This is a genomic window from Aquimarina mytili, assembly GCF_016735115.1.
GTDB classification, from domain to species: domain Bacteria; phylum Bacteroidota; class Bacteroidia; order Flavobacteriales; family Flavobacteriaceae; genus Aquimarina; species Aquimarina mytili.
This window is the reverse complement of the sequence record NZ_JAERQJ010000016.1, coordinates 1-15,367: the sequence shown is the minus strand read 5'-3', so window position 1 is coordinate 15,367 and position 15,367 is coordinate 1. Positions and strand designations below refer to the sequence as shown.

Sequence of the window (15,367 nt, the reverse complement as noted above, 5' to 3'; positions counted from 1 at the left end):
TAGCTAAATTGTAGGTATGTTCATAAAACTTCTAAAGGGGGACGAAGTCAATATATTCAAATATGATAAAACAAAATAACAGATGCTGCTATCACACGAAAGTGTAAAATAACAGATATTAGACAATTTTTACAACTAATTCCTATGATAATTTAACAAATTTAACATTCGTTAATCAAGCATACCCCATTTAGCTTGCATATATGCTAATAAAATGTATTTAAAACTAAGCTATACAGATTATTCTATTGAAAAAGAATTATGAGAGATATATACTAGTCTTAAACAAAAAAGACCTTGTAAAATACAAGGTCTTTTTTGTTTATAATATATAATCGAATTTACACATTTACGGCATACATTTTTTCTCTCAGTTCCTTAATTTTCAAGTCGCTCATATATTCATCAAATGTTGTATATCTGTCAATCACACCATTTGGCGTTAACTCTATCACTCTATTACCTACCGTTTGAGCAAACTCATGATCATGAGTAGTAAACAGTACAGTTCCTTTAAATTTTTTGAGTGAATTATTAAAAGCGGTAATCGATTCCAGGTCCAAGTGATTTGTAGGCTCATCTAACATCACAACATTTGCTCTAGTCATCATCATTTTAGATAACATACAACGTACTTTTTCTCCTCCAGAAAGCACATTAGATTTTTTAAGTGCTTCTTCACCACTAAAAATCATTTTTCCTAGAAATCCTCTTAAGAACACCTCTTCACGCTCTTCTTCTGTAGTCGCCCATTGACGTAACCAATCTACAAGTGTTAAATCATTTTGAAAATACTCGCTATTATCGGCGGGCAAATAGGATTGTGTTGTTGTGATACCCCAAGCAAATTTTCCGGCATCTGCTTTTTGTTTATCATTTAAAATTTGATAAAATGCGGTGGTAGCTCTCGAATCTTTAGAAAAAACGACAACTTTATCTCCTTTTGCCAAATTAATATCAATATCCTTAAATAACGTTTCTCCTTCAATACTAGCAGCTAACCCTTCTACATTAAGGATTTGATCACCAGCTTCTCTATCTCTTTCAAATATTATAGCTGGATAACGGCGGCTTGAAGGTTTTATATCTTCAATATTAAGCTTTTCTATCATTTTTTTACGAGAGGTAGCCTGTTTAGATTTTGCCACATTTGCACTAAATCGTGCAATAAATTCTTGTAATTCTTTCTTTTTCTCTTCTGCTTTTTTGTTTTGTTGTGCTCTTTGTCTGGCAGCTAATTGAGAAGATTCGTACCAAAATGTATAGTTACCGCTATAATGGTTAATCTTACCAAAATCTATATCTGAAATGTGCGTACATACTGCATCCAGAAAATGACGGTCGTGAGATACAACAATCACCGTATTTTCATAATTCCCTAAAAAGTTTTCTAGCCATGAGATAGTTTCATAATCCAAATCATTTGTAGGCTCATCCATTATCAACACATCTGGATTACCAAACAAACATTGAGCAAGTAGTACTCGTACTCTTTGCTTGGTATCAAGATCTGACATCTGTGTATAATGCAAATCTTCTTTAATACCAAGATTAGAAAGCATTGCTGCCGCATCGCTATCAGCATTCCAACCATTCATTTCTTCAAATTGCACCTGAAGCTCTCCTATTTTTTCGGCATTCTCATCGGTATAATCAGCATACAAAGCATCAATTTCTTTCTTTATCTTATAGAGAGGTTTATTTCCCATAATAACCGCTTCTAAAACAGTATACTCATCATAGGCATAGTGGTTCTGTTCTAAAACAGACATTCTTTTACCAGGCTCAAGATGAACATGACCCGAAGTTGCTTCCATAACACCAGAAAGAATCTTTAGAAAGGTAGATTTTCCAGCACCATTAGCACCAATAATACCATAACAATTACCTTGAGTAAAAGCAGTATTTACTTCGTCAAAAAGCACGCGTTTACCAAATTGAACAGAGAGATTAGAAACAGATAACATAATATAAGAAAGTGTAAAATTTGAATTTGCCGCAAAAGTAGAAAAATGGATTCAGAACCAGAAACAATCTGGCATTAATTTAAAAACAAGAATAGGATATTATTTGTACAAATTATAAACAAGAAAGCTACTTTTTGAGGGTATTACACGACAACATTTTTTATTACAACGTATAGACGAGTAGAATTAACTTATAATTAACAACGGTCGAAGATGATTCCTTTTATTTTTGGGCAAATAGCTAGTTAGTAATAGAATACTCAAAATGCAAATTTCTTTTATAAAATATGTTATATCATTTTCTATTTTGTCCTGCTGCCTTTGTAGCTGTGATTCTTCAGAAAAAACGAATAGAAAATACACCTATTTTGGTGGAGAAATAGTGAATCCAAATACTAATTATGTTGTACTATCTGATGGTAGTGGATCAAGTGACACTATTACATTAGATAAAAATAATAGGTTTTTACACAAAATTGAAAACCTCAAAGAAGGTCTTTATTCTTTTAGACATAATCCAGAAAATCAAATTGTTCTTTTAGAAAAAGGTGATAGTATACTAATACGCCTCAACACTATTGAATTTGATGAATCACTTGTATTTACTGGTGATGGTGCTCGCAAAAACAATTTCTTAATTGATATGTTTTTACAAAATGAAATTGAACGTGAAAAAATTAGAAGAACTGGCTTGAGGCTATCTCCTTCTTATTTTAAAAAACACCAAGATTCATTATTAAAATTTAAAGTTGAAACATACCAAAAGTTTGTTGATAAATATGAATTAAGCGATCTAGCAAAAAAAATAACACAAGCCAGTTTTAAATATGATTTTTATACACGACATGAATTATATTTTAATAGACGATATGGCATCGCTGGTTTAGATTCTTCAAAAGATTTACCTGTTTCTTTTTTTTATTACAGAAACGACATAGATTATAATGATGATGAATTAAAAAGATTATACGCTTATAATAGATATTTAAATTTTTATTTTACGAATTCATCCTTAACCAATTACTCTAAAGAGTTTCCTCTATATAAAAACCGTATAGGGAGTACTATCCATAAATTAAATCATATCGATAGCATTATACAGCATCCTTATATAAAGAACAATTTACTAAGAAGGGTTACTACTAAATCTTTATTAGAAAGCAGAAACAATGTTGAAGCTAATAAAGTACTTTCTCACTACTTATCGGTAAGTTCCAATAAGAAATCTCAGCAAGAATTAAGAAAACTCTCGAGAGCAATTTCTAGGTTACGCCCAAATAATGTAATTCCTGACCAACCACTAATTACATCAAAAGGAGAAACGGTAAGACTTTCTTCTCTTTTCAAGAAATCTATAACGGCATTCTATTTCTGGTCTATGCACAGGAAAGATCACTATGTAAGAGCTCATAAAAAAGCATCATACCTAAGTACATTATATCCCGACATTGATTTTATTGCTATCAATACTGATGACGAGCAAACGAAAAATTGGTTAAAAACCATTAAAAGACACCATTACAACTTAAATTATGAATATGAGTTTAAGTACCCCAAATGTTCCTCTGAAGAACTTGTTATTCATAACCGAAATAAAGTTATCCTCGTCAATAAACATGGTAAAATTATCAATGCCAATACTGATCTTTTTTCATCTGTATTTGAAAAGCAATTAATGCAATATACAAGACTTGCCAGTTTAGGAAACTAAAAAAGCTACCCTTTACAATAAAGAGTAGCTATCTTTTATATACATTATAGTATGCCAGTTTCTAATTTCCTTTTTTATAGTCTGCAAGAAATTTTTCCAAACCGATATCGGTTAATGGATGTCTTAGCAATCCTTCAATAGAAGACAGAGGACCAGTCATTACATCTGCTCCTATCTTAGCACAGTCGATAACATGCATTGTATGTCTTACAGAAGCTGCCAAAATCTGAGTATTAAATCCATAATTATCATAGATCATTCTAATTTCAGCTATAAGATTAAGTCCATCTGTAGAAATATCGTCTAATCTCCCAATAAATGGAGAAACATAAGTAGCACCTGCTTTCGCTGCTAATAAAGCTTGTCCTGCAGAAAACACTAAAGTACAATTGGTTTTAATATTATTATCACTAAAGTATTTAATAGCTTTTACTCCATCTTTTATCATAGGTACTTTTACGATAATTTGATCATGTAGCTTCGCTAATTCTTCACCTTCTTTAATTATTCCTTCATAATCTGTAGAGATAACTTCTGCACTAACATCTCCAGTTACGATTTCACATATTTTTTTATAATGATTAATAATATTTTCTTTACCAGTAATTCCTTCTTTTGCCATTAAAGAAGGGTTTGTAGTCACTCCATCAAGAACACCTAAGTCCTGCGCTTCTTTAATTTGATCAAGGTTTGCCGTATCAATAAAAAATTTCATGTTGTTGTGTTTAAATTATATGTTTTTTATAAGTGCACGAATATAAAAATAATCGGTATGGTTTAATAGGATCTTTCGTTAATTGAATATAAAAAAATCAAGCTTTGAAAACATGAGATTATAATTCGTAATGATTCATTAGTAATTTCTCATATACTTTACTCGGTAGTATTCGTTTTAAAACAATAGAGAATTTTTGCATAAATGCCCCTACCTTATACCCTACATTTGGTTTTTTTGTATGTATAATTTTATAAACCACTTTAGCCATTTCCTGAGGATCGCTACCCGAATCTACATGTTCATCCATAAGCTTTAAGGTTTTATCGTAGATTTTTTCATAAGGAGAACCTTCTAACACTGGAGCATGGTAACGCCCTGCAGCAATATTGGTTGCAAAATCACCTGGAGCTATGTTAGTCATTTCAATATTAAAATCTTTCAATTCCATTCTCCAGGCTTCTGTTGTAATCTCGAGTGCTGCTTTAGAAGCACTGTAAATACCTCGATATGGTAACCCCATATATCCTGCTATAGAAGTTATATTAATTACTAAACCAGACTTTTGTTTACGCATAATAGGCAAAACCGCCTTGGTTACATTGATAGGCCCGAAATAATTTGTTGTAAAATTCTTGATAATCTCTTCTTCCGGTACTTCTTCAATAGGCCCCATAATACCTGCACCCGCATTATTAATCAATATATCTAATCGTCCATGCTTCTCTTTAATGGTTTCAACAGCAGAATTGACACTTTTTACATCAGCAACATCTAACTGAAGTAATTCAAAAGGTTCAAAGTCCGTATATCTCTCTGGATTACGACTGGTACCGTAAACCACATACCCTTTATCTGTTAAAAATGTTCCTATAGATTTTCCGATTCCCGAAGAACCTCCTGTAATTAAAATGATTGGATTTTGATCTAAACTCATGACCACAAATATACAATTATGATTTACGAATATAGAGCAAAGAATTAGGAATTATCGAGCAAAATTTAAGGAGAAAACATCTAAATAGCAGGTACAAAAAAAGGCAAGCTACCTACATCACACCGCTACAACCGTATACCTTTGCTGCGTTCCCGCCCTGGAGGATTCAACAGGAGCTAGTTGTGTAGGACTTGCCGATGCAAAGATACGATCTTTCGCATATAAAACAACGATTTTTTAAACCCAATTAAAATAAATATCTTGCTCTAAATTAAATTATCAAAATGAAGATCTATAACTCCTTAATCGTCATTATATTAAGCTTAACCTTATGTTCATGCGGAAGTAACCAGGAAAAGAAAAAAAAATATTTTTCTATCCAAACAGAGAATAATAAGTCAACCTTTAAGCTTGGAGAAACGATGAAGGCAAGCATAAAAAACAAACAAAATATAACCATAGATTCGGTTACTTATATTTTAAACCAAAAAACAACCCGCTCAAAACCGGATTACAGTTTTGAAGAAAAAATTGACACAGAAAGATTAGGGCATAACGTACTACAAGCGCAAGTATTTTATGATGGAAATGTAGATACAATTACCAAAAAAATTACATTTTTAAACAACAAATCCCCTAAATTATATTCGTATAAAATTATAGCAGAGTATCCTCATGACAAACAAGCTTTTACTCAAGGATTAGAATTTTATGGCGACACTCTCTATGAAAGTACAGGTAGAAAAGGAAAATCTTCTCTGCGAAAAGTTAACTATAAAACAGGTGATGTGCTCACCAAAATAGAGGTTCCTAAAGAATATTTTGCTGAAGGGATTACAATTTTAAATGATCAAATTTTTCAACTAACCTGGCAAGCCAAAGAAGGATTTATATATGATCTGAATACCATGAAAAAAACCGGAAATTTTGCCTATAATAAGAGTAAAGAAGGTTGGGGATTATGTAATGATGGAGAACATATCTATAAAAGTGATGGTACCGAAAAAATATGGCTGTTAAACCCCAATACACTTGCAGAAAAAGAATATATAGAAATAACTACCAATAAAAGTGTAAAATCTAAATTTAATGAACTAGAGTGGATTGATGGTAAAATTTATGCCAATACCTGGCAAAAAGATGGGATTGCTATTATTAATCCCAAAAATGGTGCATTAGAAGGGGTAATTGACCTATCAGGATTACGAAAAAAAGTAAGTCAACATGAAAATCTTGATGTATTAAATGGTATTGCATATAAGAAAGACACTAAACAATTATTTGTAACTGGAAAAAACTGGGATAAACTTTTCGAAATTGAAGTTATAAAGTAAATGGTTTATCATTGAAACATCCTATAAAATTATATAATATCTCCTTATTAGGTAAACAACAACTACATTGCATTTCTCTTTTAGATTGAATCTTTAAAATTGCAACACTATAATAACTACCTCGTTATTGTAATAGACAAATAATAAACCGTACCTTTGCGGCTTATTTTTACTTATATGAACAAATTTGAAGCGTTAGGTCTAGGTGAAGCCATAATAAAGGCTGTGAATGATATGGGGTTTGAAACCCCAAGTGAGGTGCAAGAAAAGGCTATTCCTATCTTACTTGAACAGGATACAGATATTGTAGCCTTAGCACAAACCGGAACAGGAAAAACTGCAGCTTTTGGTTTTCCTTTAATCGAAAAAATAGATAGCAAAAGTAGAATCACACAAGGATTAATCCTTTCTCCTACCCGCGAACTTTGTTTACAGATTACAAATGAACTTAAAAACTATTCTAAGTTTATCCCAGGATTACACACCGTGGCTATATACGGTGGTGCTAGTATTACAGAACAAGCAAAACAAATAAAACGAGGAGCTCAAATTATTGTAGCAACTCCTGGCCGTATGCAAGATATGATAAACCGTAAAATGGTAGATATTACCAATATCGGTTATTGCGTGCTTGATGAAGCTGATGAAATGCTTAATATGGGATTCTATGAAGATATCAACGCCATATTATCTCATACTCCAGAAGACAAAAACACGTGGTTATTTTCTGCAACGATGCCTAAAGAAGTCGCAACAATAGCAAAACGTTTTATGCAAAAACCGGTAGAAATTACGGTTGGACATAAAAATACTGGATCAAAAAATGTTTCCCACGAGTACTATGTCGTTAATTCACGAGATCGATATGCCGCATTAAAGCGATTAGCTGATGCAAATCCAGATATCTTTTCTGTAGTATTTTGCCGTACAAAGCGCGATACTCAAAAAGTAGCAGAAAACCTTATTGGTGATGGATATAATGCTGCAGCTTTACATGGTGATTTAAGTCAAAATCAACGTGACCTGGTAATGAAAAGCTTCAGAAATCGTCAAATACAAATGTTAGTAGCTACTGATGTTGCTGCACGTGGAATTGATGTAGATGATGTTACTCATGTAATTAATTATCAATTGCCAGACGAGATTGAAACCTACACACACCGAAGTGGAAGAACAGGACGTGCAGGAAAAAGTGGTGTTTCTATGGTTATCGTTTCAAAAAGCGAAATCAGAAAAATCAAATCTGTTGAACGTATTATCAAAAAGAGTTTTGAGAAAAAAGAAATTCCTAGCGGAGAAGAAATCTGCCAGGTGCAACTTTTTCACTTAGCTAGCGATATTGGAAAAGCAGAAATAAATCATGAAATTGACAGTTATTTACCTTCTATAAATGAAGTGTTAGAGGACTTTTCTAAAGAAGAGTTAATTAAAAAATTCTTCTCGGTGGAATTCTCTCGTTTTCACAATTATTATAAGAATGCCAGAGATCTTAATGCAGCTGCAGGAGATAGCGGAAGAGAATCTAGTAATGATGGAAGCACTCGATACTTTATCAATGTTGGAGAAAAAGATGGTTTTGACTGGATGACTTTAAAAGATTTCCTAAAAGAAGTATTAGAATTAGGAAGCGATGTTTTAAGTCGAGTTGATGTTAAAGAAAGTTTTTCATTTTTTAATACCGCATCAGAATACCAGGAAAGAGTCTTATCTATTTTTGAGGATTTCAGAATGGAAGGTAGAAAGGTAAATGTAGAAATTTCAAAAGATTCTGGTCGTAATCGAGGTCGCCGCCGTGGTCGTGATAATGGTGGTAGTTTTAAAGGAAAACGAAGAAGCGAAGGGTTTAAGCCAAAAGGTAAAAAACGTTTCGATAAAAAAGAAGATAGAAACCAAGGCGGAAATAGAGGAAGAGATCGTAGGAAACGTAGTGACCGCAGATAAATCTAGATATTAACATAGTAATATGATTTTTGGCGCGGTTTTTATGTTATTTTACTTAAAAAATTGAACGTCATAATTTAATCTATGAAAAGAATTTTATTATACATAGCACTAATACTTACCAGCATAACCAGTTATGCACAAGACGATACACCCAAACAAGAATCAGGCACAGTGTCTGGAAAAGTATTGAATGCTTCGACTGATAAAAAACTAGAAAACGTTCATATTGTAAATCTAAGTCAGGTAATTGGTACTATTACAAACGATGAAGGTGATTTTTCTATCCAGGCCAAAGTAAATGATACGTTGTATTTTACCTATATAGGATACAAACCCTTAAAAGTTAGAGTTACTAATGACTGGGTAAAATTTGGCGAAGTTAAAATTAAAATGACCGAGCTTGGTATTGCATTAGAAGAAGTAGTTGTTGCAGATGTGCAGCTTACCGGGTATTTAGAAATTGATGCTAAAAGAATTCCAGTATATAACAATTACAGATATAGTATTTCTGGACTAGATTCTGGTTATGAAGGAGGAAACAAACAACCAGGTGCCGTTAATAAAGTTTTGGGTGCTATATTTAACCCTGCAGATTTCTTATACAACACTTTCAGTAAACGGTCTAAAGAGCTAAGAAAATTACGCAAGATGAAGAAAGATGACAAGATTAGAAATCTTCTTCAAACCAAATTTGACCGTGAAACGTTGATGGCATTATTACAAGTAGATCGTTTAGATATTGATGAGATTCTTAGAAATTGTAATTACTCTGTAGATTTTATAAAATTTGCCAACGACCTTCAGATACTTGATGCGATTAGTGAGTGTTACGAAGAATATAAAGTTTTGGATAGGAAATAAACTATTGATTAGTATTATATAAATTCTAACCAGCTATCTTCTGTGTATTCTAGTTCATGTTTAACAGATTTTATAAGATTTGCAATCACTTAATTTACTTTTGAGAATGCAAAGCAATTCGGTTACCTTCAGAATCAATAAAATATGCCATATAACCATGATTTTCCGAAATCAACTTTTTAGCAGAAATGACTTTGCCTCCAGCAGCTTCTACTCTACTAATTTCGGCGGCAACGTCATCACAAGAAAAATATACTAATACGCCATCGGCACTTGGTGTATAATGTTCTCCTGCATAAATTAAAGTACCAGTAGCTATACCTACTTGGTTTTTATTAGGAAACCACCCCATTTGAATGTCATCCATTTCTTGTAAACTAATTTCGATATCAAAAACCTTTTCATAAAAGATTTTTGCTCTACCCATATCTCTAACCGGAATTTCGAACCAAGTAACCATAATGTTAAGTATTATCTGTTAGAAAGTTACTTATTTTCATGATATCTGGCAATGATTTGTTTATGGCTTTTAATTGCTTTTTTTGCCCACTCCATACGTTTTTGTAATTTCTCTTCCTCAGATAATTGCCATATGATATCCGATGCTCTTAGTTGAGCAGTGACATGCTGCAATATAATCGCCGCCGAAACTGAGATATTAAGACTTTCGGTAAACCCTACCATCGGAATATGCAACATACTATCCGCTGCATCAAGCACAGTGTCACTTAATCCTTGCTGCTCTCTTCCAAAGAAAAAAGCTGAAGGTTTGGTAATATCAAATTCTTGTAAAACCATAGAATCATTATGAGGTGTTGTTGCCACTATCTGATACCCCTTGTCTTTTAACGTTTTCAAACATGCAGTAGTAGTACCATGCCTATTAATATCGACCCATTTTTGAGCTCCCATAGCAATTTCTCTATCAATACGCTTCACATTTACTTCTTCGATTACATGAACATTCTGGATTCCAAATACATCGCAACTGCGTATAACTGCACTTGTATTATGCAATTGATATACATCTTCTATTGCGACCGTAAAATAATTGGTTCGTTCATTTAAAACTTTTTGATATAATCCCAATCGTCTTGGAGTCAGAAATGATTCTAAATAGGCTATAAGGTCAACATCTATCATGAACGCTAAAATATAAAAACATCTCTTATTTTTTAATAAAAAAAGCTGCCCCAATCACAAAAGGCAGCTTAGCTTCAATCCTAATAACCTATCTAAATGACACAATAAGAATTAAACATTATCATTTAGTTAGATCAACAAACACTTAAAATATTAATACGATCGATACGATCGCAAATTATAAAACACAATGGTTTTAAAATTTAGAATTTAATTGTATCCTTTTAAAAGAAAACCCCCCGCAATTACCCCTAATAACGGGAGGTTTTAAGTAAACACATCGTCAAAATGCATCGTACAACTAATTATACACAGTACAATTAGTTTATATTTTTAATTCATAATCTAGGTATTCCATACTTTAAGGTTTAATAGTAATTGTTTACGGGCACAAGCAATCTACTTATGATCAGTACTAAAAAAACTGTAACATATCGCAAATACAAGACGCTAGATCTATTTATCATACCATAGCGCCGTAAAAAAGTTATCAAGGCTACGACTAGATATGTTAAGGAAATGCTAAAAATATTACGGGATTCCGTAAAAAATAATTTAAAATCCCTATATTTCGTTCTTAGGGACACATAGAAAAATAATCTCTTTCTAAGGGAAAGACACTTAATAAGTATAATAGAATAGAATCGAAAAGAATTTCTAAATATAGATAGTAAAGATCCAAGCATAATGGTTAATTTAATATTAATCGTTAATCAGACCCTGCTTTTGTTGGCTCGCCAAAGTTTTGCAATTGCGGGGTTGTTTTTTAGTTTAAGTGCAATATTAGTTGATTCGAACTACAACTATTATTTTACTAAAACTCATATTATTTGATGCTCTTTATTTTATATGTAAAGTCAAAAAAAAGACTACAACAATAAAGTAGCCGTATAATTTATCAACCAAAATAATGGCATATAATTATACAGAAATAATTGATAGCTTTACATTTTTATACAAAGCTATAATAGCATAAAAGTTCAGGGTGGGGTAAGAAAATAAACGTTTTATGCAAAAAAATTATACTACCACGTTTTAAAAAAAACGCATACCTAAATATAGGTACTATTTGTTAAAATACATTGACAAAAAACCTCATAAAAACTACGTTAAAACCTTATTTATGAAAAATACTTTTAAAAAAAAGGAAAAGCTCATAAGAAAAACTTAAAAAACATACTATAAACACCATAAACAACTAAAAAACAATAAATTACAATTGAATATCTATTTAAAAAAAGTATATAATTTTATAAAAAAGTAGGAAAATTCTTTTTAAAATAAAGTTAATATGTATTTTTAAACCTGTTTTTTACACTTTTTATCCTTTTAAAAATTTCAGTAAAAACGTCAAATTAGTACTTATTTCCCATAAAAAAAGTGTTAAAAAAATGTTTTAACTCTAGTTTTCCGATAGTTAGATTAGATTTAAGAAAGCATGCTTCAAATTATATCATTTTAACCTTAATTCTCTTTTAAAATAGATAAACTATTTACACATACTAACATGCTTCAACAAATATGGCATTCATTTTTTTGATGAGTGGGATACCCGCAGTTTAGTACCCTAAAATAAGTATAGTATAAATACTTTAAAATCTAATTATATCTTTTAATACTTAAGATTTTATTTATTCTTGCTTTTGAATCTCTACTGAATGTGGATATGGGATTTCAATACCAGCTTTATCCAATGCCGCTTTACAATTTTCCATAGTCGCAAAGTATACATCCCAGTAATCCTCTGGTGTACAATATGGTCTCACTGCTAAATCAACAGAACTCTCACCAAGATTAGATACATTTACAGAGGGAGCAGGATCCTTTAGCACTTTATCATTTGTTGTTAGAACTTCTAGTAATATGTCTTTAGCCTTTTTTATATCTTCATCATAACCTATCCCAATTGTAATGTCCACTCTCATTTTTCCTTCGGCGGTATAATTAATAATATTACCATTGGCTAATGCTCCATTTGGAACAATCGCAAGTTTATTTTCTGGCGTGACTAATTTCGTTGTAAATATTTCAATTTCTTTTACCGTTCCTAATGCACCTTGTGCTTCTATAACATCTCCAATTTTATAGGGTCTAAATATCATGATAAGCACTCCTCCTGCAAAATTAGAAAGTGACCCTTGTAATGCCAATCCTACAGCAAGACCAGCAGCAGCAATAACAGCAGCAAAAGTGGTTACATCTACACCTAGCCTTGAAATTACAATAATGATCAAAAATATTTTTAACGCCCACGAGACCAGATTTAGCAAAAACTTTTGTAATGATTCGTCATACTTACTTTTAGACATCACCTTACCGGTCGTACTAATTATCTTTTTGATCAACCATGACCCTATAATGTAAATAAGGATGGCAGTAATAAGTTTTGGACCAAATTCTTTTGCTAATTCAATACCATAGTTTAGCCATTTCTGTGCTTTTTCCATTGTAACCTTTAATTTTATTTGAAAAGTAGAACGTATATTTTGTCATACAGGAACTATTCGGAATCGATTTCCGAATAGTTAAATTTATTAATTCTAATCAATGAATAAAAATATAAATTATGTATATTATGTATAAAATGGTTATTTAATCACAATAAACTCGCTTCTACGGTTTAGTTGATGGTCTTTATCGCTACATTTTATACCATTTTTGCAGGTATTAATAAGGTTAGCTTCTCCATATCCTCTTCCGGTTACTCTTGAAGCCTCGATTCCTCCTTTTTCAACAATATATTTAATCGTACTTTTTGCTCTTCGCTCACTCAAGTACATATTGTAGTTATCATCGGCTCTACTGTCGGTATGAGATCTGACATCAATCTTCAATTGTGGATATTCTTGGAGTGTGGCTATTATTTTCTGTAACTCTACTTCTGCATCTGAACGAATATTAGATTTATTAAGATCAAAATAAATCGTCTGTAATGCTAATAGTTTGGCAAGATCATCTCCTTCTTTTGCTTCTTTATCTTCTAAACCACCTTTACTTATTTGTAAAGGAAGTGTATACTCATACTCCAATACATTGTTTGTTGGTAATAACACCTCTGTAGGCGCATATTCCGACTTTGTTGCTCTTACAATGTATTTTGTTTCACACTCTAAATCAAATTTGTACGCTCCCTTGGTATCGGTTGTGGTTCGTTGTAACTCATTATTATTATCATCAAGCAAGATTACCTCGGTATCTGATAGTATTTCTTTAGAATTAGCATCTGTAACCACGCCCGATACATATTGATTACAACTGGTAATCAATTCTCCGGTTTGTTTAAAACTATAAATATCATCATATCCTTTTCCTCCGGCTCGATTACTAGAAAAATAGCCAATCTTTGTATCCTCATTAAGCACAAAGGTAAAATCATCGGTAGAACCATTTACAGGTTTACCAACATTGTAGGGAATTGAAAAACCATCACCCTCGGGTACCGCTACAAATACATCCAATCCCCCTAAACCAATATGACCATCACTGGCAAAATAGAGTCTTCCCGAATCACTGATATAAGGAAAAGTTTCTCTACCTTCAGTGTTAATATGATCGCCCAGGTTTTTAGGCTCACCAAAGGTTCCATCCTCATGTACATCAACAACATACAAATCTGATAACCCTTTACTGCCCGGCATATCACTCGCAAAATATAACTTCTTACCATCTGCACTTAAAGCAGGGTGAGCTACAGAATATTCATTATCATTAAATGATAACTCTTCGATGTTTTTCCAAACTCCTTCATCTAATGTAGCTCTGTATATTTTGAGCAGAATGTTTCCTTCTGCGTTTTTACCTAATTTTCTTTTGGTATAATTATTCCTGGTGAAATATACTGTTTGTCCATCTTTACTAAAAGAAGTCGAAGACTCATGAAACTTTGAGTTTATTTTTCCTTTTAATTTTTTAGGGGTTTTTAAAATCCCATTGGCCTCTATAATATCTGAAGAAAACAAATTCAAAAAAGGCATTTCATTCCATTCATGAACCGTTTTGCTCATACCACTGCCTCCTCGAGAAGAGGCAAAAACTAATTGTCCTTGATTATTAAAACTAGGAGCATAATCAGAATATTTTGAGTTTGTCGTTAGTTTGAGTAATCTAAATTTACCAGATTGCAACTCTATAAAATTCAAGTAGTCTCGTGTGTTTACAAAAAACTCAGCCCGCTGATCATTAGATGATAATGCATTGAATTTCTCCATCATTGTATCAGCCTCCTCATAACGCTTTACGTTTTTCAAACATTGAGAATACCTAAATATATACTCAGGGTCTACCTCGTCGCCATAATTAGTGATCAACTTTTCATACCAAACCACAGCCTGATCTAATTCGGCATTAAAATAATAGGAGTCTCCAAGCTTTTTTAATAGATCTAAAGATTCATATCCTTTTTCTGCTACTTTATGATATATCTTACGAGCATCAACAAAAGCAAAACGATTAAAGTTTTCGTCTGCTTTTTCTAAACGTTTTTCATGCTGAGAAAAAACACTACAGGATAGTAATAGACTAAGGGATAAAGGGATTAAGTAATTTTTTAAGCTCATAATTTTTTCATCTTTGTGTTGAAGCTAAAAACTGAATTTTATATAGATCTTGATTTTTATTAAAAGAAACGAGGGGTTAGCATTCGGTTATACTTCTTGAAAAGCTCAAAACGTAGCATCACCTCATAACTCCCATCATTAAATTGGGATTGCCCCAACTCGGTAGTCTCTCTGTCATATGCAAAGCCAATCATCATCG

General features: G+C 32.2%; 11 protein-coding genes, 1 other RNA gene and 1 pseudogene. 4 read left to right on the top strand and 9 right to left on the bottom strand.

The window, feature by feature from the left end; genetic code table 11:
• Window positions 1-341: 341 nt before the first annotated feature.
• A complete protein-coding gene (locus tag JJQ60_RS20890) occupies window positions 342-1,967 on the bottom strand; it encodes an ABC-F family ATP-binding cassette domain-containing protein (RefSeq protein WP_201924504.1) in 1,626 nt (541 codons plus the stop codon).
• A 265-nt stretch (window positions 1,968-2,232) separates the two neighbouring features.
• On the opposite strand from JJQ60_RS20890, the gene JJQ60_RS20885 reads away from it, so the two are divergent.
• Window positions 2,233-3,678 (top strand): hypothetical protein, encoded by a 1,446-nt coding sequence (locus JJQ60_RS20885; protein WP_201924499.1) that lies wholly within the window; start codon window positions 2,233-2,235, stop codon window positions 3,676-3,678.
• 61 nt (window positions 3,679-3,739) lie between these two features.
• Here the strand turns inward: JJQ60_RS20885 and fsa are convergent, their stop codons facing one another.
• The 3 genes from fsa to ffs form a co-directional block, all read right to left on the bottom strand.
• The gene (fsa, locus tag JJQ60_RS20880) at window positions 3,740-4,393 is read right to left on the bottom strand and encodes a fructose-6-phosphate aldolase (protein ID WP_201924498.1); all 654 of its coding nucleotides are present in this window, start codon (window positions 4,391-4,393) and stop codon (window positions 3,740-3,742) included.
• A gap of 118 nt (window positions 4,394-4,511) precedes the next feature.
• Window positions 4,512-5,330, bottom strand: a complete 819-nt coding sequence (locus tag JJQ60_RS20875; protein ID WP_201924497.1) for an SDR family oxidoreductase — start codon at window positions 5,328-5,330, stop codon at window positions 4,512-4,514.
• Window positions 5,331-5,428: 98 nt separating this feature from the next.
• Window positions 5,429-5,527: signal recognition particle sRNA small type (ffs, locus tag JJQ60_RS20870), an RNA gene on the bottom strand.
• A gap of 87 nt (window positions 5,528-5,614) precedes the next feature.
• Between ffs and JJQ60_RS20865 the strand changes: the two genes are divergently transcribed.
• The 3 genes from JJQ60_RS20865 (at window position 5,615) to JJQ60_RS20855 (ending at window position 9,469) form a co-directional block, all read left to right on the top strand.
• Window positions 5,615-6,664 carry a glutaminyl-peptide cyclotransferase gene (locus JJQ60_RS20865; RefSeq protein ID WP_201924496.1) on the top strand — a complete coding sequence of 350 codons (1,050 nt, stop codon included), beginning with the start codon at window positions 5,615-5,617 and terminating at the stop codon, window positions 6,662-6,664.
• A 177-nt stretch (window positions 6,665-6,841) separates the two neighbouring features.
• Window positions 6,842-8,605 (top strand): DEAD/DEAH box helicase, encoded by a 1,764-nt coding sequence (locus JJQ60_RS20860; protein WP_201924495.1) that lies wholly within the window; start codon window positions 6,842-6,844, stop codon window positions 8,603-8,605.
• Window positions 8,606-8,689: 84 nt separating this feature from the next.
• Window positions 8,690-9,469, top strand: coding sequence for a carboxypeptidase-like regulatory domain-containing protein (locus JJQ60_RS20855; protein WP_201924492.1), 780 nt, complete (start codon window positions 8,690-8,692; stop codon window positions 9,467-9,469).
• A 94-nt stretch (window positions 9,470-9,563) separates the two neighbouring features.
• On the opposite strand, the gene JJQ60_RS20850 is transcribed toward JJQ60_RS20855, so the two are convergent.
• The 5 genes and pseudogenes from JJQ60_RS20850 to JJQ60_RS20830 all read right to left on the bottom strand — a co-directional run.
• The gene (locus JJQ60_RS20850) at window positions 9,564-9,929 is read right to left on the bottom strand and encodes a VOC family protein (protein WP_201924490.1); all 366 of its coding nucleotides are present in this window, start codon (window positions 9,927-9,929) and stop codon (window positions 9,564-9,566) included.
• A gap of 26 nt (window positions 9,930-9,955) precedes the next feature.
• Window positions 9,956-10,612 (bottom strand): TrmH family RNA methyltransferase, encoded by a 657-nt coding sequence (locus tag JJQ60_RS20845; RefSeq protein ID WP_201924488.1) that lies wholly within the window; start codon window positions 10,610-10,612, stop codon window positions 9,956-9,958.
• Between the two features lie 1,631 nt (window positions 10,613-12,243).
• A complete protein-coding gene (locus tag JJQ60_RS20840; protein WP_201924486.1) occupies window positions 12,244-13,059 on the bottom strand; it encodes a mechanosensitive ion channel family protein in 816 nt (271 codons plus the stop codon).
• Window positions 13,060-13,200: 141 nt separating this feature from the next.
• Window positions 13,201-15,168: an OmpA family protein gene (locus tag JJQ60_RS20835; RefSeq protein WP_201924484.1), complete on the bottom strand. Its 1,968-nt coding sequence runs from the start codon at window positions 15,166-15,168 to the stop codon at window positions 13,201-13,203.
• A 59-nt stretch (window positions 15,169-15,227) separates the two neighbouring features.
• Window positions 15,228-15,367, bottom strand: a pseudogene (locus JJQ60_RS20830) (type IX secretion system membrane protein PorP/SprF); the annotation flags it as partial.

Bases quoted from the DNA above. Each gene is read 5' to 3' on its own strand.
- JJQ60_RS20850 (WP_201924490.1), bottom strand. From the start codon at position 9,929: ATGGTTACTTGGTTCGAAATTCCGGTTAGAGATATGGGTAGAGCAAAA.
- JJQ60_RS20845 (WP_201924488.1), bottom strand. From the start codon at position 10,612: ATGATAGATGTTGACCTTATAGCCTATTTAGAATCATTTCTGACTCCA.
- JJQ60_RS20840 (WP_201924486.1), bottom strand. From the start codon at position 13,059: ATGGAAAAAGCACAGAAATGGCTAAACTATGGTATTGAATTAGCAAAA.
- fsa (WP_201924498.1), bottom strand. From the start codon at position 4,393: ATGAAATTTTTTATTGATACGGCAAACCTTGATCAAATTAAAGAAGCG.
- JJQ60_RS20860 (WP_201924495.1), top strand. From the start codon at position 6,842: ATGAACAAATTTGAAGCGTTAGGTCTAGGTGAAGCCATAATAAAGGCT.
- JJQ60_RS20885 (WP_201924499.1), top strand. From the start codon at position 2,233: ATGCAAATTTCTTTTATAAAATATGTTATATCATTTTCTATTTTGTCC.
- JJQ60_RS20855 (WP_201924492.1), top strand. From the start codon at position 8,690: ATGAAAAGAATTTTATTATACATAGCACTAATACTTACCAGCATAACC.
- JJQ60_RS20890 (WP_201924504.1), bottom strand. From the start codon at position 1,967: ATGTTATCTGTTTCTAATCTCTCTGTTCAATTTGGTAAACGCGTGCTT.
- JJQ60_RS20835 (WP_201924484.1), bottom strand. From the start codon at position 15,168: ATGAGCTTAAAAAATTACTTAATCCCTTTATCCCTTAGTCTATTACTA.
- JJQ60_RS20865 (WP_201924496.1), top strand. From the start codon at position 5,615: ATGAAGATCTATAACTCCTTAATCGTCATTATATTAAGCTTAACCTTA.
- JJQ60_RS20875 (WP_201924497.1), bottom strand. From the start codon at position 5,330: ATGAGTTTAGATCAAAATCCAATCATTTTAATTACAGGAGGTTCTTCG.